The organism is Arthrobacter sp. NicSoilB4 (assembly GCF_019977335.1).
Classification (GTDB): domain Bacteria; phylum Actinomycetota; class Actinomycetes; order Actinomycetales; family Micrococcaceae; genus Arthrobacter.
On sequence record NZ_AP024653.1, the window covers coordinates 1,651,997 to 1,669,929 of the forward strand.

19 protein-coding genes and 1 riboswitch are annotated in these 17,933 nt (G+C 69.0%); of the genes, 17 read left to right on the plus strand and 2 right to left on the minus strand.

Annotated elements, in window-relative coordinates; all coding sequences use genetic code 11:
• Positions 1–302: 302 nt before the first annotated feature.
• On the minus strand, positions 303–1,937 hold the full coding sequence (locus LDO13_RS07395; protein ID WP_224049349.1) for an HNH endonuclease signature motif containing protein: 1,635 nt from the start codon (positions 1,935–1,937) through the stop codon (positions 303–305).
• A 449-nt stretch (positions 1,938–2,386) separates the two neighbouring features.
• Here LDO13_RS07395 and def point away from each other — a divergent pair, with 449 nt between their 5' ends.
• The 12 genes from def to hisF all read left to right on the plus strand — a co-directional run bounded on the left by def (position 2,387) and on the right by hisF (position 12,757).
• Positions 2,387–2,983 carry a peptide deformylase gene (gene def / locus LDO13_RS07400; protein ID WP_224049350.1) on the plus strand — a complete coding sequence of 199 codons (597 nt, stop codon included), beginning with the start codon at positions 2,387–2,389 and terminating at the stop codon, positions 2,981–2,983.
• Entirely contained in the window at positions 2,980–3,900 is a 921-nt protein-coding gene (gene fmt / locus LDO13_RS07405; RefSeq protein ID WP_224049351.1) for a methionyl-tRNA formyltransferase, read from the plus strand. Before def ends, fmt begins: the two co-directional genes overlap by 4 nt.
• Entirely contained in the window at positions 3,897–5,543 is a 1,647-nt protein-coding gene (locus tag LDO13_RS07410; protein WP_224049352.1) for a transcription antitermination factor NusB, read from the plus strand. Before fmt ends, LDO13_RS07410 begins: the two co-directional genes overlap by 4 nt.
• 75 nt (positions 5,544–5,618) lie before the next feature.
• On the plus strand, positions 5,619–6,275 hold the full coding sequence (gene rpe / locus LDO13_RS07415; RefSeq protein ID WP_224049353.1) for a ribulose-phosphate 3-epimerase: 657 nt from the start codon (positions 5,619–5,621) through the stop codon (positions 6,273–6,275).
• Between the two features lie 139 nt (positions 6,276–6,414).
• A riboswitch (FMN riboswitch) is annotated at positions 6,415–6,565 on the plus strand.
• A gap of 257 nt (positions 6,566–6,822) precedes the next feature.
• A complete protein-coding gene (gene ribD / locus LDO13_RS07420; RefSeq protein ID WP_224049717.1) occupies positions 6,823–7,893 on the plus strand; it encodes a bifunctional diaminohydroxyphosphoribosylaminopyrimidine deaminase/5-amino-6-(5-phosphoribosylamino)uracil reductase RibD in 1,071 nt (356 codons plus the stop codon).
• Complete coding sequence (locus LDO13_RS07425) at positions 7,893–8,561, plus strand: riboflavin synthase (protein ID WP_224049354.1); 669 nt, start codon at positions 7,893–7,895, stop codon at positions 8,559–8,561. The genes ribD and LDO13_RS07425 overlap by 1 nt, the downstream gene beginning before the upstream one ends.
• 56 nt (positions 8,562–8,617) lie before the next feature.
• Positions 8,618–9,286: a 3,4-dihydroxy-2-butanone-4-phosphate synthase gene (gene ribB, locus LDO13_RS07430; protein ID WP_224049718.1), complete on the plus strand. Its 669-nt coding sequence runs from the start codon at positions 8,618–8,620 to the stop codon at positions 9,284–9,286.
• A gap of 13 nt (positions 9,287–9,299) precedes the next feature.
• The gene (ribA, locus tag LDO13_RS07435; RefSeq protein ID WP_224049355.1) at positions 9,300–9,998 is read left to right on the plus strand and encodes a GTP cyclohydrolase II; all 699 of its coding nucleotides are present in this window, start codon (positions 9,300–9,302) and stop codon (positions 9,996–9,998) included.
• Between the two features lie 114 nt (positions 9,999–10,112).
• Positions 10,113–10,598 carry a 6,7-dimethyl-8-ribityllumazine synthase gene (ribH, locus tag LDO13_RS07440; protein ID WP_224049356.1) on the plus strand — a complete coding sequence of 162 codons (486 nt, stop codon included), beginning with the start codon at positions 10,113–10,115 and terminating at the stop codon, positions 10,596–10,598.
• Between the two features lie 126 nt (positions 10,599–10,724).
• A complete protein-coding gene (locus LDO13_RS07445; RefSeq protein WP_024367461.1) occupies positions 10,725–10,988 on the plus strand; it encodes a phosphoribosyl-ATP diphosphatase in 264 nt (87 codons plus the stop codon).
• Between the two features lie 105 nt (positions 10,989–11,093).
• Positions 11,094–11,936, plus strand: a complete 843-nt coding sequence (hisG, locus tag LDO13_RS07450; protein ID WP_224049357.1) for an ATP phosphoribosyltransferase — start codon at positions 11,094–11,096, stop codon at positions 11,934–11,936.
• 44 nt (positions 11,937–11,980) lie between these two features.
• A complete protein-coding gene (gene hisF / locus LDO13_RS07455) occupies positions 11,981–12,757 on the plus strand; it encodes an imidazole glycerol phosphate synthase subunit HisF (protein ID WP_224049358.1) in 777 nt (258 codons plus the stop codon).
• A 393-nt stretch (positions 12,758–13,150) separates the two neighbouring features.
• On the opposite strand, the gene LDO13_RS07460 is transcribed toward hisF, so the two are convergent.
• The gene (locus tag LDO13_RS07460) at positions 13,151–13,795 is read right to left on the minus strand and encodes a TIGR03085 family metal-binding protein (protein ID WP_224049359.1); all 645 of its coding nucleotides are present in this window, start codon (positions 13,793–13,795) and stop codon (positions 13,151–13,153) included.
• Between the two features lie 155 nt (positions 13,796–13,950).
• Between LDO13_RS07460 and hisI the strand changes: the two genes are divergently transcribed.
• The 5 genes from hisI to trpC all read left to right on the plus strand — a co-directional run bounded on the left by hisI (position 13,951) and on the right by trpC (position 17,899).
• The gene (gene hisI, locus LDO13_RS07465; RefSeq protein WP_224049360.1) at positions 13,951–14,406 is read left to right on the plus strand and encodes a phosphoribosyl-AMP cyclohydrolase; all 456 of its coding nucleotides are present in this window, start codon (positions 13,951–13,953) and stop codon (positions 14,404–14,406) included.
• 87 nt (positions 14,407–14,493) lie between these two features.
• Positions 14,494–16,059 carry an anthranilate synthase component I gene (locus LDO13_RS07470; protein ID WP_224049361.1) on the plus strand — a complete coding sequence of 522 codons (1,566 nt, stop codon included), beginning with the start codon at positions 14,494–14,496 and terminating at the stop codon, positions 16,057–16,059.
• Positions 16,056–16,703, plus strand: coding sequence for a Trp biosynthesis-associated membrane protein (locus LDO13_RS07475; RefSeq protein ID WP_224049362.1), 648 nt, complete (start codon positions 16,056–16,058; stop codon positions 16,701–16,703). The genes LDO13_RS07470 and LDO13_RS07475 overlap by 4 nt, the downstream gene beginning before the upstream one ends.
• An 84-nt stretch (positions 16,704–16,787) precedes the next feature.
• Complete coding sequence (locus LDO13_RS07480) at positions 16,788–17,078, plus strand: HGxxPAAW family protein (RefSeq protein WP_224049363.1); 291 nt, start codon at positions 16,788–16,790, stop codon at positions 17,076–17,078.
• 2 nt (positions 17,079–17,080) lie between these two features.
• On the plus strand, positions 17,081–17,899 hold the full coding sequence (gene trpC / locus LDO13_RS07485) for an indole-3-glycerol phosphate synthase TrpC (RefSeq protein ID WP_224049364.1): 819 nt from the start codon (positions 17,081–17,083) through the stop codon (positions 17,897–17,899).
• The last annotated feature ends 34 nt before the right edge of the window (positions 17,900–17,933 follow it).

Here is a 17,933-nt window from a genome sequence, read left to right on the forward strand (position 1 = left end):
TCCTCTCGGCGTCGTCGGGAACCGACAATCCACGGCCTGCCGTTCCCGTGCACCGTGCCTGCCCGGACCAGTGACGAGTTCCCGCCAGGACCAGCGACGGGTTCCTGCCCGTTCCAGCGACGGGTGAACGCCCATTCCCGTGACGGGCACCTCGCCTGAGGCTGCCTGCTGCATTTGCGTCCGCGCCCGAGGGAGGTGTGGCCGGAGTCAGTTGGCGTTGAGGAGCTCTCCGGCGTCGTTCGGTGAGTGCGCGGGTGGATAGAGGCGAGCGGCTCCGGCTCGGCGTGGACCAAATGCAGGGGTCAGGCTGCGGTGCCAAGGTCTGTGGGGTGGAAGTAGTAATTTCGTCGGGGTTTTTGGTGTGGGTCGATGTGTGGTGGCGGGATGAACCAGGGGATGCCGCTGCGGAGCTGGATGATCCATTGTTCTTTGTGGATCAGGTGGTGGTGGTGTGAACAGAGCAGGGTTCCGTTCTCTGTGCCTGTGGTTCCGCCGCGGGACCAGTAGGTGATGTGGTGGGCTTCGCACCACGGGGCGGGGATGGTGCAGCCGGGGAAGGTGCAGCCCTGGTCGCGGGCGGTGAGGGCTTTGCGGATGTGCGGCGGGAAGACCCGGGAAGCTCGGCCGATGTCCAGGATCCGGCCGTCGCCGCCCAGGAGGATGGGGATGATGTCCGCGTCGCAGGCGATCTTCCGGGCGGTGGAGGCGGTGACGGGGCCGGTGAAGAGCAAGTTGCCGGTGTGCGCCGTCGTTGCGCCGCGGGCGGCTTGGTCGTCGGTGCTGGAGAGCCGGGCGAGGAGGTCGCGGTAGTCGATGGTGACCATGACTTGGGGGCGGAGCCCTCCGGCTGCGGGCAGGGTGCCGGCGGCGAGGGCTACTTTGCTGGCGCCGACGAGGCCGTCGAGGAGTTTCTGCGGGCGCGAACGCAGGTCCAGCGGGACGTCCACACCGGCGTTGGCATCGGCCCACACGGGGTTCCCGCTGGCGGACTCCTCTGCGGCTTCTCCGGTGGCCGCTGCGGCGCGGGCCGTTGCTGCACTGTCTATTTCGGCTTCCGGGCCGCCGGAGGGGTTCCCTGCCTGTACTGACGTGCTGGTGCGGGGGTTGGTGGCGGTGTTCATGACGGTGAGGAGGTGTTCGAACTGTTCGGCGGTGGCGAAGATTTCCAGGTGCTGGAGTCCGTGGCGGGGTTTGCGGATGAAGGCGCCCTGGAGCTGGCGCAGGAGTTCCTCGGAGGGCTCGGCGCCGTCCTGGTCCAGCGCGTCAATCCAGTTCCGGGCCACGCGGGAGAGGACGTCCGGGTCGTTCTCGGCCGCGGTGCGGGTCAGGGCGTGCTCCAGCCGGTCGGCGGCGTCCGCGTCGCAGACGTGCCGGACGCGGTCCAGGGCCAGGGTGATGATGGTCGCGGACCGGGACGGGACCTCGCCGGCGGCGACGGCGGCCCCGAGGTCCCCATGCACGGCAGGCAGGGGTTCCCCGGCGAATCCCTGCCGCGGCAGGAGGCTCCCGGCGAGGGAGAGCCGGCGGCGGGCCTCGGCGGCGCTGATCCGCAGCCGCGCCCGCAGGAACTCCGTGGTGTTCCGGTACCCGTCATCCACCGCCGCGGCACCTGAATCCGCCGCGGACCCCGCCACGGCTGCCGAGGCGGAGGCCGTGCCCACAGCCCCGAAAACATCATCCGGCGTGGCGGGGAGCCCGTAGCTGGTGTCATCGCGCCAGCCCGTGGTCCAGCCCGTGCCGGCCTTCGTGGCCGTGGCAGCGGCCTGGGTCCTGGTCCGGTCCACGGCACCGGCCGCCACCAGCTGCAGGTACTCCGCGATCCGTGAGAACTCCTCGACCGTGCCGGCGAAATCCGCCGCCTCCCGGAACCCCATCAACGCCGAATCCCCGGCCGCCGTCGAACCCGCATCCCGCAGCAACGCCAGGGCGCCGCTCAAACTGTCCGTGCTGACCGGAGCGTCCGCGGAGTGCAATTCCTCAACGCGGCCCGCACCGGCGTGCCCTGCCGGTGCGTTGCCCCCGGCCCGAGTCCTCGACGCTAATGAAATCCCTGACGGCTTCCATAAATCCAGACTAGTGACGGGCTACGACATTTTTGCAGGGCACAACGGCGTCGGCTTTTGGGTTCGAAAAGCAACCCTTGCATTAGTGCCGCGCCCGCACCCTCACCCCCCGCCGCACACTGACCGGTACCCGCCGGCTGGCCGAGCCGTACCCTGCACCCTCACACCCACCCCACCCCGCACCCACCCGCGCCCCGCACGCTCCAACGCCGCCGCCCGCACCCGCGCCCGCCCCCAATTCCCCGACCCGTCCCGGCCCAGGCCCGGAGTGCAACTAAACTGGACTGGATCCCGCCGCCGCCCACCGTAAGGACAGATTGCACATGGCCATTTTGAATATCCGCATCATCGGCGATCCTGTGCTGCGCACAGTTGCAGATCCCGTGACGGAATTCGGGCCTGAGCTGGCGAAGCTTGTTGCCGACATGACCGAAACCATGGAGGACGTCGACGGGGCAGGCTTGGCCGCACCCCAGGTCGGCGTCAGCCAGCGGGTTTTCACCTACCGCATCCGCGGCGTCGAGGGACACATCATCAACCCCGTGCTGGAAAACAGCGAGGACTTCCAGCCCGACGAGGTCGAAGGCTGCCTCTCCATCCCCGGCCTCGGCTTCCCGGTCCGCCGGCACCGGCACACCCGCGTCACCGGCGTGGACCTGCACGGCAACCCCGTGACCGTGGAGGGCGAAGGCATGCTGGCCCGGGCCTTCCAGCACGAAACCGACCACCTGGACGGCATCCTCTTCACCGACCGGCTGGAAGGCGAGGACCGCAAGGCGGCGCTGCGCGCCATCCGGAACGCCAACTACGACTCCATCACCGAGCAGACGACGGCGAAGCGCGCCAAGACGGTGGGCAGCAGCTTTGGCTCCGGCACCGCAGGTTCGGGCAGCTTCGGCTCCTTCGGTAACTCCCAGTGAGGGTTCTCTTCGCAGGCACACCCGCCGTGGCAGTGCCGTCACTGGACGCCCTGGTCGCGGCAGGATTCGACGTCGTCGCCGTCCTCACCCGCCCGGACGCGCCGCTGGGTCGCAAACGCGTGCTGACGCCGTCGCCCGTTGCCGCCCGGGCCGCCGAACTGGGCATCAAGATCATCCACGCCGCCAAGGTCGACGCCGCGGTGACGGAGCAGATCGCGGCCGCCGCGCCGGACGTTGCCGCCATCGTGGCCTACGGCGGGCTCATTCCGCGGCCGGCCCTGGACCTTCCCCGGCACGGCTGGATCAACCTGCACTTCTCCCTTTTGCCTGCCTGGCGCGGCGCGGCGCCCGTGCAGCGGTCCCTCATGGCCGGCGACGACGTCACTGGTGCCGTCACCTTCCTCCTTGAGGAAGGGCTGGACACCGGCCCCGTGTTCGGCACCCTGACCGAAGCCGTCCGCCCGGACGACACCGCCGGGGCGCTCCTCGACCGGCTGTCCCACAGCGGCGCCGTGCTGCTGACCCAAACGCTGTCAGCCGTCGACGCCGGCCAGGCCGCCGCAGTGCCGCAGCAGGGCGAGGTCAGCCTGGCCCCCAAACTCACCCTCGAGGACGGCCGGCTCGACTGGAAGCAGCCCGCCCTGGCGATCGGCCGGCGGGCGCGCGGAGTCACTCCCGAGCCAGGCGCCTGGACCACTCTCGACGGCCAGCGGATCAAGCTCGAACCGGTGACATTGCGGCCCGGGGGACCGGCCCTGCAGCCGGGACAGCTCGCGCTCGACGGCAAGAGCGTACTCGTGGGAACCGGGTCCCACCCGGTGGAACTCACCCGGATCCAGCCTTCGGGCAAGAAAATGATGACCGCCGCTGACTGGGCGCGCGGACAAGCAACACTTGAAAGCGTGGTATTGGAATGAGCGAGTCCGGGAGCGGCAGCGGCCGCGGCAACGGCCCCCAGCGCGGCGGATCAGGCGGCCAGCGCGGCGCCGGACAAGCCGGACAAGCCGGACAAGGCGGGCAAAGCGGACAAGCCGGACAAGGCGGCCGCGGCCGGGACGGCAGCCAGCGGAACGCGCAGGGCCGCGAACGCAACCGCGGCCCGCAGCGCGGCTTCACCGAGAACGCGCCGTCCCAGCGCACCCGCCGGGCCGATCCTCCCCGGCTCGTTGCCTTCGAAGTGCTGCGCGCCGTCGCCTCCGAGGACGCCTACGCCAACCTCGTGCTGCCCGCCCGGATCCGGCACCACAACCTGGACAAGCGCGACGCCGGCTTCGCCACGGAACTGAGCTACGGCGCACTCCGCGGCCAGGGCACCTACGACGCGATCCTGGCCCGGTGCGTGGACCGGCCGCTGGACCAGCTGGACCCGGCCATCCTCGACGCCCTCCGGATCGGCGCCCACCAGCTGCTGGCGATGCGCGTCCCCGCCCACGCCGCGCTGGACCAGACGGTTGGTCTTGCCCGCGCCGTGATTGGCGCCGGCCCGTCCGCCCTCATCAACGCCGTGCTGCGGAAAGTCTCAGCCCGCACCATCGAGGAGTGGCTGGACCTGCTGCTCAGCGAAGAGACGGACGAAACGAAAAAGGCCGCCATCCGCTATGCCCACCCGGAGTGGATTGTGCGTGCGCTCCGGCAGTCCCTCGTGGCCCACGGGCGTCCCGTCAGCGAGATCAGTGACCTCCTGGAAGCGGACAATGCCGCACCCGTGGTCAACCTCGTGGCACTCCCCGGGCTCGGCAGCCTGGACGAGGCCCTCGAAGGCGGCGCCACGCCTGGCGAACTCGTCGAAGGATCGGCGCTCTCCAGCGGCGGTGACCTGGGCCGGCTCGCATCCGTCCGCGAAGGCACCACCCGCGTCCAGGACGTCGGTTCGCAGCTCGTGGCCCGCGCCATGGCCGCCGTCGATCTCGGGGGCAGCGCCAGCGGGACCGGAGCCGACGGCGGCCCCGCTACCAAAAAGCCCGAACGCTGGCTGGACATGTGCGCCGGCCCAGGCGGCAAAGCTGCCCTGCTTGGCGCCCTCGCCCGGGAGCAAGGTGCCACTCTGCTGGCCAACGAACCGGCGCCGCACCGTGCCAAACTGGTCCGGCAGGCTCTCGCCGCCGTGCCGCACGAGGTCTGGCATGTTCGGACCGGCGACGGCCGCGAGGTCGGCACGGAGATGCCGGAGAGCTTCGACCGCGTCCTGGTCGACGCTCCCTGCACGGGACTCGGCGCCCTGCGCCGCCGCCCGGAATCGCGCTGGCGCCGGACCCCCAAGGACCTGACGGACCTGGGCCCGCTGCAGCGCGAGCTGCTCAAGTCCGCGCTGGCAGCCGTAAAGCCCGGCGGCGTCGTGGCCTACGTGACGTGCTCCCCGCACCCGGCGGAGACAACCGCCGTCGTAAGCGACGTGATGCGCAAACGCGACGACCTCGAACTGCTCGACGCCGGCGCGGCGCTGGACAGCGTCAGCCTCACCGGCCACCTCGACGCCGGACACGAGCTCACCGCCCAGCTCTGGCCGCATGTGCACCGCACGGACGCCATGTTCCTGGCGCTCATCCACAAAAAGGCCTGACCAACAGGGAATACTGGGGCACTGGAAGCCCGCGCCTTCAACAGGACACCTCAGCAGAACGACAAGGATCTTCACATGGCCAAGTGCTGTATCAACCCGAGCATTCTCTCCGCCGACTTCGCCAACCTCGAAGCCGAACTGCAAAGAATCAGCAACGCCGATGCGGTCCACGTGGACGTCATGGACAACCACTTCGTGCCGAACCTGTCGCTGGGGTTGCCGGTCGTTGCCCGCCTGCAGGAGATCAGCCCGGTGCCGCTGGATGCACACCTCATGATCGAGCACGCCGACCGCTGGGCTCCGGCCTATGCCGACGCCGGGGTCGCCTCCGTGACGTTCCACGCCGAGGCCTCGATTGCGCCGATCAAACTCGCCCGGGAGCTGCGGGCGCGCGGCGCCAAGGCGGGGCTGGCGCTCCGTCCGGGCAGCGGTGTGGAGCCCTTCCTGGACATGCTCGGTGAGATCGACATGCTCCTGATCATGACGGTGGAGCCGGGCTTTGGCGGCCAGGAATTCCTGGACCTTACGCTGCCCAAGATCCGCCGGGCCCGCGCAGCCATCGATGCGTCCGGCCTGGATGTGTCGCTGCAGGTCGACGGCGGCATCACCGCGGACAACATCTGGCGCGCCGCGGACGCCGGCGCCAACGTCTTCGTGGCCGGTTCCGCCGTCTACGGTGCCGACGATCCGGCCGAGGCCATCGAGCGGCTCCGCGCCGCCGGCCAGCGCTGACTGAGCGCCGGCGGGTCGTTACCCGGGGCAGCCGCCGTCGGCCGGCCGGCGCACCACCGCGAAAATGACGCACGCCGTAACATCAAGCCTGCGGGAATAGCTAAAGCTGCCGGGCAGTTGTGCCAGAATAGCAAGACACATACGTGCTCCGGGGTCGGTGTAAGTCCGAACCGGCGGTTATAGTCCGCGACCCGCGAGCCGGCGCTTCCCTCGGGAAGAATGCCGGCAGACGGTTGAACCGGTGGAACTCCGGTACCGACAGTTAAAGTCTGGATGAGAGAAGCACGTACAGCTGTTACTGCGGAGCCCTGTGGCGCCGCGGAAGTTCGCTGTCGTATACCCCCGGAGCCATCGCGGCTTTTGAGGGAAGGAACGACAAACACATGCACTCTCTGCGATGGCTCTTCACCACCACTCCGGTCCTCGAAGGCCCGGTGGCAGGTTGATGAGCGTCAAGCACATGACAAACGAAGCGACGGACGACGCCGCGGCCTTAGTGGTCACAGGTCCCCCCGAAGCCGGTTTCAGCGCAGCCGAGGCCACCGCCATGGAGGCCGCCCTCGCAGCGGCCCTCCAGGGGCCGCGGGGAGCGAACCCGCTGGTTGGCGCGGTCGTGATCGCTCCCGACGGCACCCAGCTGGTCACAGGCTACCACCGCGGGGCCGGCACCTCCCACGCGGAGGCCGACGCAATTGACCAGGCCACCGCCGCCGGACTGGACCTCAGGGGCACCACCATGGTGGTCACGCTGGAGCCCTGCAACCACTGCGGACGCACCGGACCCTGCGCCCAGGCAATCATCGAGGCCGGCATCGCGGACGTCGTTTATGCGATCGACGATCCGCACGACCCCGCCGCCGGCGGCGCCTCCACACTGCGCCAAGCCGGCGTCCGCGTCCGTTCGGGGCTCGGCGCCGACGCCTCGCTCGAGCTGAACCGGCGCTGGTTCGAGGCCGTCGCGGCCTCGCGGCCCTTCGTCACCCTGCACATCGCCCAGACTCTGGACAGCCGCATCGCCGCCAGCGACGGCACCAGCCAGTGGATCTCCAGCCCGGAATCGCTCGCCGACAACCACGCCCTGCGCGGCCGGATCGACGCGATCCTCGTCGGCACCCAGACGGTCCTGGTCGACAATCCGCGCCTTACCGCCCGCGGTGCCGACGGCGAACCGGCCGGCAGCCAGCCGTTGCGCGTCGTGATGGGCTACCGGGGGATCCCCGAGGGTGCAGCGATCAACGGCGACGACGGCAAGGTCCTCCACCTGCCCACCCGCGACCCGCAGGAGGCGCTGCAGGAGTTGTTCTCCGCCGGCGTCCGGCACCTCATGGTCGAGGGCGGCTCCCGGATCCTCAGCGCCTTCCTCGCCGCCGGTCTCGTCGACGAGCTCATCGTCTACCTCGCCCCGACCCTTCTCGGCTCCGGAACCCCGGCGCTGGAGGACCTCGGCATCACCACCCTGGCCGACTCCCAGCGCTGGGAGTGGGACCCGGCGTCGGGCGGGGCGGTCCAGCAGCTCGGCCGCGACCTGCGGCTGCATTTGCACCCCGCCCTGACAAGCACTTCATCCGCTTCAACCCCGCTCCGCGCCAGCGCGGACACCGCCGCAGGAGGCATCTGATGTTCACCGGAATAATCGCCGAGCAGGGGAAGGTGTTGTCCGTTGAGCGCAACGGCGACATCAGCGCCACCGTCCGGCTCCATGCCCCCGCCAGCACGGGCGGACTGGCCCTCGGCGGCTCCATCGCCGTCAACGGCGTCTGCCTCACGGCCACGGAGATCGACGGCAAGGACTTCAGCGTCGACGTTATGGGCGAGACCCTCACCCGCAGCACCATCGGCGAACTCGCTGCCGGGGACCCGGTCAACCTGGAGCGTTGCGTTCCGGCCGGCGGCCGGCTCGACGGCCACGTTGTCCAGGGCCACGTCGACGGCGTCGGGCAGCTGCTTGAGCGCGAGGCGCTGGGCAACTGGGACCGGCTCCGCTTCGGTGTTCCCGCCGGGCTGGCCCGCTACATCGCGGAGAAAGGCTCCATCGCGGTCGACGGCGTTTCGCTGACGGTGACCGCCGTGAGCCCGGCCCATGACCCCGCGCCGTGGTTTGAAGTGGGGCTGATCCCCACCACGCTGGCCGACACCGGCCTGGGCGCCAAAGCTGTCGGCGGCCATGTGAACCTCGAAGTCGACGTCCTGGCGAAGTACACTGAGCGCCTGCTCGCGTTTTCCGGTACGGCATCCGGCGCGGCAGCCGGGGAAGCAGCAGTACACGCAGAGGGGGCAACAGCGTGAACAACGTCAAGGACATCACTGCCCGGCCCCTCCTCACTGACGCCGCCGATGCCGCCCTGCCCGCGGAGCTTGCGCCCGCCCCGCCGGCCGGTCTCGACCTGATTGAAGATGCCATCCGCGCCATCGCCGCCGGCCGTCCCGTCCTGGTGGTCGACAACGAGGACCGCGAAAACGAGGGCGACATCATCTTCGCCGCGCAGCACGCCACCCCGGCCCTGATGGGCTGGACCATCCGGTACAGCTCCGGAGTCATCTGCGTACCGCTCGACGGCGGCCGTGCCGACGCCCTCGCCCTGCCGCCGATGGTCGAAATCAACGAGGACGCCAAGGGCACCGCCTACACGGTGTCCTGCGACGCCGCAGTGGGCGTCAGCACCGGAATCTCCGCCACGGACCGCGCCCTGACGGCCCGGATCCTGGCCGATCCCGCGAGCCAGCCGGCAGCGCTGACCCGGCCCGGGCATGTTTTTCCGCTTCGCGCCGTTAAGGGTGGAGTGCGGGAACGCCCCGGCCACACCGAAGCGGCCGTGGAACTGTGCCAGCTGGCCGGGGTCGAACCCGTGGGCGTGATCGCAGAAGTGGTGTACGACAACGGAGAGATGATGCGGCTGGACGGACTTCGTGGCTTCGCGGTGGAGCATGGCTGCCCGCTGATCTCGATTGCCGACCTGGTGGCTTACCTTGAGGCCGGGCAGCCCGCCGGCCACGCAGCGGACCCCGCGTGATGGAGGAGAAAAGATGACGACGTCTGAAGCACAAGACCAGCTGGCGGCCGGACGCCAACCGCATCCGGTCAGCGGCGGCCCGATCGTGCAGTTGCCCACCGCCTTCGGTGACTTCGTGGCGCAGGCCTGGACCGACCTGGCCACCGGCGCCGAGCACCTGGCGGTCAGCTCACCGCTGCCGCCGGTAGACGGCACGCCGCCGCTGGTCCGCCTCCACTCGGAATGCCTCACCGGGGATGTGTTCGGCTCCTACCGCTGCGACTGCGGCGAGCAGCTGGCCTACGCCCTCGAACTGATCAACGAGTTCGGCGGGACCCTGCTTTACCTGCGTGGCCAGGAGGGCCGGGGGATCGGCCTGGCGAACAAGATGAAGGCCTACGCCCTGCAGGAGGCCGGCTTCGACACCGTGGAGGCCAACGAACAGCTGGGCCTTCCCGTAGATGCCCGCTGCTACAAGGCCGCAGCGCAGATCCTCGCGGACATGGGACTTTCCGAGATCCGTCTGCTGAGCAACAACCCGGACAAGCAGGACCGGCTCGCCCAGGCAGGCGTCCGTGTCGTGGAGATGGTGCCCACCGAGGTGCCCTCCCGCGAGCAGAACCTCCGGTACCTCCAGACCAAGAAGGACCGGATGGACCACCGGCTCGTCCTGGACATGGAGCCGGCAGCTCCCGCTTCCGGTCCGCTCGGATTCGCCCACGAACAGGACTGAAACGCGTTCAGCCGGCCCGGACGGGCCGCGCTGACCCTGCGCCATGGCGCAAGAAGCAGAACACGATTTAGCACGACTTAACAGCACACGACTGAGCAGAACAAGGATTCCCAGATGAGCGGACACGGCGCACCACAGATTGACCTCAGCACCTTCAAGCCCGAGGAAACCTCCCAGCTGAAACTGGCCATCGTAGCCGCCAGCTGGCACACCCAGATCATGGACGGGCTCCTGGACGGTGCCCTGCGCGCGGCGAAGGACGCCGGCATCAGCGAGCCGACAGTGCTCCGCGTCCCCGGGACGTTCGAGCTCCCCGTAGCTGCCGCCCGGCTGGCGCCGCACTTCGACGCCGTCGTGGCACTCGGCGTCGTGATCCGCGGCGGAACCCCGCACTTCGAGTATGTCTGCGAGGCGGCCACACTGGGCCTGACCGAGGTCTCGGTGCGCACCGGCATCCCCGTCGGCTTTGGCGTGCTGACCTGTGACACGGAACAGCAGGGCATCGACCGTGCCGGGCTTCCGGGTTCCACCGAAGACAAGGGCCACGAGGCCGTCACGGCCGCCCTCGCCACCGCGGTGACCCTCAAGCAGTACAGCTAGCCATGGGTACGGCCGGGCACCGAAGCGGGCCCGGCCGTCCCGCGCACTGTGTAATCACTCACATCCCCGCCGTCATGCAAGCCCCCGGCAGGCGCCCTCCGCCCGCGAGCAAGTAGGCTGGAGGGTGTGAAGAATTTCGAATCGCTGTTCGCAGAACTGAGTGAGAAGGCAGCCGTCCGCCCGGAGGGCTCCCGCACCGTCGCCGAACTGGATTCCGGAGTCCACGGCATCGGCAAGAAAGTCGTGGAGGAAGCAGCCGAGGTCTGGATGGCTGCCGAGTACGAATCCGATGAAGCCGCCGCTGAAGAGATCTCGCAGCTGCTCTATCACCTGCAGGTTCTGATGCTCGCCAAAGGACTCAGCCTGGAGGACGTCTACAAGCATCTCTAGCCACGTCCGCGCCGGAACCCGCGCAGGCCTTGACCTGCGGATCCGGTGTATAGCGTGGCCCGCTGTGCCTGAACCGACTTCTTCCTAACCAGAAAGACTTCCCCAATGCTGAGAGTTGCCGTCCCGAACAAGGGATCCCTGTCCGAAGCCGCTTCCGCCATGCTCGCCGAGGCCGGCTACCGCCAGCGCCGCGATACCCGCGAGCTGGTCATGGTGGACCCGGACAACGACATTGAATTCTTCTTCCTCCGCCCCCGCGACATCGCCGTCTACGTCGGCCAGGGAACGCTCGACGTCGGCATCACCGGCCGCGACCTGCTCCTCGACGCCGAGGTTGAAGCCGAAGAGCTGCTCCCGCTGGGCTTCGCGGCCTCCACCTTCCGCTTCGCCGGGCCGGTGGGCGACTTCACCACGGTCGAGGAGCTCGAGGGCAAGCGCCTCGCCACCAGCTACGACGGACTGCTGCGCGGCTACCTCGCCGATCGTGGCATCAAGGCCAAGGTGGTCCGCCTCGACGGCGCCGTGGAATCCTCCGTGCGCCTCGGCGTCGCGGACGCGATCGCCGACGTCGTCGAGACCGGCAACACGCTCAAGGCCGCCGGCATGGAGATCTTCGGCCAGCCCATCCTGAACTCCGAGGCCGTCCTGATCGGCCGCAAGGGCGAGCAGAACCCGGCCGCCGAGGTCCTGATCCGCCGGCTGCAGGGCGTCCTCGTGGCGCGGCAGTACGTCATGATGGACTACGACATCCGCAAGGAACTCGTGGAAGAAGCCGCGGCCCTCACGCCCGGCCTGGAATCGCCCACGGTCTCCCCGCTGCGCGACTCGGACTGGGTTGCCGTCCGCTCGATGGTGCCCAAGCGGCAGACCAACCGGATCATGGACGAGCTGTACGACCTGGGCGCCCGCGCCATCCTGGTCAGCACCATCCACGCCTGCCGCATCTGACCGGGCGCGCGTAAACCTTCAGCAAGCGAATACCAGGAGAAGTCATGGCTGTAGCCGTCCGCGTTATCCCGTGCCTGGACGTTGATGCCGGCCGCGTGGTCAAGGGCATCAATTTCGAAGGTCTCCGCGACGCCGGAGATCCCGTCGAGCTGGCGCACCGCTATGACCACGGCGGCGCCGACGAGCTGACGTTCCTCGACGTCACGGCCTCCTCGGGCAACCGGGAAACCACGTTCGACGTCGTCCGGCGCACCGCCGAGGAAGTCTTCATCCCGCTGACCGTCGGCGGCGGCGTCCGCGGCGTGGCCGAAGTGGACCGGCTCCTGCGCTGCGGCGCGGACAAGGCGGCAATCAACACCGCCGCCGTCGCCCGGCCCGACGTGATCGACGAGATCACCCGGCACTTCGGTTCCCAGGTCCTGGTGCTGTCCCTCGATGCACGCCGCACCCGTCCGGGTTCAGAGCCCACGCCCTCCGGCTTCGAGGTCACCACCCACGGCGGCCGCAAGGGGACCGGGATCGACGCCATCGCGTGGGCCCGGGAGGCTGCCGACCGCGGCGTGGGTGAAATCCTGCTTAACTCGATCGACGCCGACGGCACCAAGGACGGCTTCGACCTGGAACTGATCCGCCTCGCGCGGGCCGGCGTCAAGGTTCCGCTCATCGCTTCCGGCGGTGCCGGCAGGCCGGAGCACTTCCCGCCGGCCGTGGCGGCAGGCGCCGACGCGGTGCTGGCGGCGTCGGTGTTCCACTTCGGCCCGCTGGACATGATCGCCCAGGTCAAGGCCGCCATCCGCGACGCAGGCTTCGAGGTCCGCTAGTCCCCACCCGCCCCCTATCCTCGCAAGCTCGGACAGGGAACCCTGCGGGCGTGGGCCCACCCACCCGCCCCCTATCCTCGCAAGCTCGGACAGGGAACCCTGCGGGCGTGGGCCCACCCACCCGCCCCCTATCCTCGCAAGCTCGGACAGGGAACCCTGCGGGCGTGGGCCCACCCACCCGCCCCCTATCCTCGCAAGCTCGGACAGGGAACCCTGCGGGCGTGGGCCCACCCACCCGCCCCCTATCCTCGCAAGCTCGGACAGGGAACCCTGCGGGCGTGGGCCCACCCGCCCCCTCAAATAAGCAACGCGGGGTCACTTAGCGCCCATCCCAGAGGGGATTATGGGCGGTAAGTGACCCCGCGTTGCTGTGTCTTGTGGGGGAGTGAGTGTTTAGAGTCCGACTTCGGCGGACTGCAGGAGCGCGACGGCGTCCGGCTGGCCTTCGAAGGTCACCAGAGCGTGGCGGGTGCGGCCGTGGGCGTGCATCAGGAGTTCGCCCGGTTCGCCGACGATCGCCACGGACACGGGAGCGCGCTTGGCGACGTGCCGGGGTCCGGAGGGGCGCACCAGCACTATCCCGAGGTCCACGCCGCGGTAGAGGATGGCTGCCCGTTTGACCAGTTCATCCCAGAGGGCGTCGGAGTATTCCTCGTCCAGCGCGCGGGGAGCCCAGCGGTCTACGGCCCGGCGGACGTCCTCGGTGTGGACGAAGTATTCGATCAGGTTGGCGCTCTCGTCCAAGGCCTTGATCTTCATGGGGGAGAACGCGGACGGGCCGGCGCGGAAGGAATTGACCAGCTTGTTGTACTCCTCCGGCGTCTTCAGCTTGGCGGCCAGTTCGGCCGTGGCCTGGTCGGACGCCTTGGACAGGCGCTTGATCAGCAGGCCAAGTCCGACGGCGGCTTTCCGCTCGCGCAGGTACAGGTGGGCAGCAAGGTCCCTGGTGAGCCAGCCCTTACAGAGCGTGGGGGAGTCAGGACCGGCCGCCAGTAAGGTTTCGGCCAGAACTTCTCGGGACGGATCGACGAAATGCATCACTTGTGAAACTAGCACGAGACGACGGCGTGTGTGCACCTGAACCGCCGTCGTTTTGGCTCGTGGGAGACGATTCACACCGTAGTGACGCCGATGTTAAGTAGGGCGCCGGGCAACTGGGCGGCGTCCCGCCGCGAGGCACTAGACTTGAGACGATGTCTGAGCAGCCCGCCCCCGCCCGTACTGACCGAAACGCCGCCAGTGGAAACGCTGTTGATGGAACCGTCTCCGGTCCAACAGCGCACGTGCCCGCGGCGCCGGCAAGCCCGCTCCCCGCGGGCCTCGCTGAAGTCCTGAAGCGGGACAGCGCGGGGCTGGTCGCGGCGATCGTTCAGCAGTACGACACCAACGAGGTGCTCATGCTGGGCTGGATGGACGACGAGGCCCTGCACCGCACCATGACCAGCGGGCGGGTGACGTTCTATTCCCGCTCCCGCCAGGAGTACTGGCGCAAGGGCGACACCTCCGGCCACGTGCAGTGGGTCAAATCCCTCGCGATGGACTGCGACGGCGACGCGCTGCTGGTCCGCGTGGACCAGGTCGGCGCGGCCTGCCACACCGGAACCCGGACCTGCTTCGACGGCCGGGACCTCGACGTCGTCGTCAGCTGAACTCCCGGCTGGACCAGCACGCACAGCATTTGGAGCTTCGGGACCGAAGCCTCCGGAACCACTGAAGAACAGGCGGAAACCACAGCCATGCAGGACCTTGGAATCATCAGCCCTGGTCTGGAGGAGTTCCGTGAACTCGCCGGACACAGCCGTGTCATCCCCGTCCGGCTGAAGGTGCTCGCTGACGCCGAAACCCCGATCGGGCTGTACCGCAAACTCGCCCAGGGCCAGCCCGGCACGTTTCTGATGGAATCCGCTGCCGTCGGCGGTTCCTGGTCCCGCTACTCCTTCATCGGCGCACGCTCCCGGGCCACGCTCACCACCAAGGACGGCCAGGCGCACTGGCTCGGCGAACCTCCGGTGGGCGTGCCATTGGGCGGCAGCCCGGTGGACGCGATCCGCGACACCGTCGAGGCCCTCCGGACCGACCGCTTCGAAGACCTGCCGCCCTTCACCTCCGGCCTGGTCGGATTCCTAGGCTGGGAAACCGTCCGGCACTGGGAGAAGCTCACCAGCCCGCCCGAGGACGACCTGGACCTGCCCGAGATGGCACTGAACCTCGTCACCGACATGGCGGTGCACGACAACATGGACGGCACCGTGCTGCTGATCGCCAACGCGATCAACTTCGACAACAGCTCCGACCGGGTCGATGAGGCCTGGCACGACGCCGTCGCGCGGGTCAAATCCCTGCTGGCCCAGATCAGCACGCCCGTGAAGCAGCCGGTCTCCGTGCTCGACCCGGCAGCCCTGGACTTCGCCTCCAGCGTGCAGGAACGCTGGGACGAGAATGACTATCTCGCCGCCCTGGACCGCAGCAAGGAAGCGATCGTCGACGGCGAAGTCTTCCAGGTGGTCATCTCGCGCCGCTTCGAAATGGAATGCGGCGCGGACCCGCTGGACGTCTACCGGGTGCTCCGGAACACCAACCCCAGCCCCTACATGTACATCTTCAGCCTCGAGGACGCCAACGGCCGGCAGTACTCGATCGTCGGTTCCTCCCCGGAGGCGCTCGTGACGGTGACGGGCGAGGAAGTCATCACCCACCCGATTGCGGGATCCCGGCCGCGCGGCAAAACCGTCGAGGCGGACAAGGCCCTGGCCGAGGAACTCCTCGCGGACGAGAAGGAACGCGCCGAACACCTGATGCTGGTGGACCTCTCCCGCAACGACCTGTCCAAGGTCTGCGTGGCCGGTTCCGTCGATGTCACCCAGTTCATGGAAGTCGAGCGCTTCAGCCACATCATGCACCTCGTCTCCACCGTGGTCGGCCAACTGGCGCCCACCGCGAAGGCTTACGACGTGCTCAAGGCGACGTTCCCGGCCGGCACGCTGTCCGGTGCGCCCAAGCCCCGGGCACTGCGCCTGCTCGACGAGCTGGAACCGCACCGCCGCGGAATTTACGGCGGAGTGGTGGGCTACCTCGACTTCGCCGGTGACATGGACATGGCCATCGCCATCCGCTCGGCCCTGCTGCGGGAAGGACGGGCCTACGTCCAGGCCGGCGGGGGCATCGTGGCGGACTCCGTCAACGCCACCGAGGCACTGGAAACCGTCAACAAGGCCGCCGCCCCGATGCGGGCTGTCCACACGGCCCGGTCGTTGCGCAACATTACGGCCGAGTCCATTTCCGACGCCGGGACCCAGTCATGAGCGGCGCCACGGTGAAGAGCACCAGCCCCGCCGTTCCCCGCTGGGCACGCAAATCCACCCTGGTCCTGGCCATCGCCGCCCTGGCGCTGGCCGTCTTCGGCACCACCACGCAGACCTGGCTCGTTGTCCACCTGGACCCGGCCCAGCTCGGCCAGGCCGTCAACAGCCAGGATGGCCTCCAGGTGCAGGGCAGCAAGGCCGCCACCACGGTGACGGCCCTGGCGCTGGTGGCCCTGGCAGGCGGGCTCGCCGCGTCGATTGCCGGCCGGGTGGCCCGCTGGATCATCACGATGCTCATCCTGCTGGCCGCCGCCGGCATCGTCAGCGCCGCCGCTGTTGTAATTGCGGATCCGCTGGCCGCGGCCCAGGGCTCGATCGCCGCCGCCACCGGAATCACGGGCAGCGACGTCAAAGTGGACGTCACCGTTTTCCCGGCCCTCGCCGTCGTGGCCGGCACCCTGCTGGGGCTCAGCGCGCTGCTGATCATCCCGGCGGGCCGCTACTGGAAGTCGCGCACGAAATATGACACCGCGGCGGCAGGCAGCGCAGCAGGTAGCCAGGCCGCCGGGTCCGCGGCGCCGGCCGGGCCGGCGGACGAGATCGACAGCTGGGACCGGTTGTCACGCGGTGACGATCCCACCTGAGCCCATGCCGCGGCCGGTAACGCGGCCAAAAACACCGCCAATAAATGGCAGAATGTAAGCAGTATTCACCCTGAGGAGATTTCAATGAGCAACGCACCTGTTTCCGCCCCCAAGCCCGCTGCCGGAAGCGGCTACTCTTACGACGACATCGATCACCGCGAACCGACCGGCCACGGCAACAGCCCGGCCGCCTGGACCACCGTTTTCGTAATGCTCGTCGGTGCCCTCATCATGTCCATCGCCTTCGTCATCGCCAACACCCCGATCTTCATCGCCGGCGGAGTTGTGATGCTGGTTGGCCTGGTCATCGGCTTCGTCATGCGCAAGGCCGGCTACGGTGTGGGCGGCAGCAAGCTGAAGAACTCCGGCCACTAGGCGTGACTGTTCTCGATGACATCAATGCCGGTGTCAGGGAGGATATGGAGGCCCGTCAGCGCCTCGTCACGCTCGCGGAACTGAAGGAACGCGCCGCCGCAGCCGCGCCGGCCCGCGACGCCTGGACCGCCCTGGGCGGCCCGTCGGCCACCCGTGGGCAGCTGAAGGTCATCGCCGAAATCAAGCGCCGCAGCCCCTCCAAGGGCGATCTCGCGAGCATCTCGGACCCCGCCTCCCTCGCCGTGCAGTATGCAGACGGCGGCGCGGCGGCGATCAGCGTCCTGACGGAACAGCGCCGCTTCAACGGGTCGCTCGCCGACCTCGACGCCGTCCGGGCAGCCGTGGACATCCCGCTGCTGCGCAAGGACTTCATGATCGACGATTACCAGATCTGGGAAGCCCGGGCACACGGGGCGGACCTGATCCTGCTGATCGTGGCGTCCCTGTCCGACGCGCAACTGCGCGAATACAGCGCTCTGAGCCGCGAACTGGGCATGAACGTGCTTGTCGAGACGCACACGGCCGAGGAAATCGAACGCGCCATTGCCGCCGAAGCGCGGATCATCGGCGTCAACGTGCGCAACCTCAAGACGCTCGACGTCGACCGGTCCCTCTTCGCCGAACTCGCCGGAGGCATCCCCGCCGGTGCGCTCGTCATCGCGGAATCGGGCGTGCGCGGCGTCGACGACGTCCGGCACTACGCCGCGAACGGCGCCAACGCGGTCCTCGTCGGTGAAGCGCTGGTCAGCGACGCGACCCCGCGGGAGCGGATCGCGGAATTCATGGCAGCCGGAGCCGAAGAAATCGCCGCACGATCCTGACCGCGCTCCGGCCGGGCACCGCCCGGGCCGGACG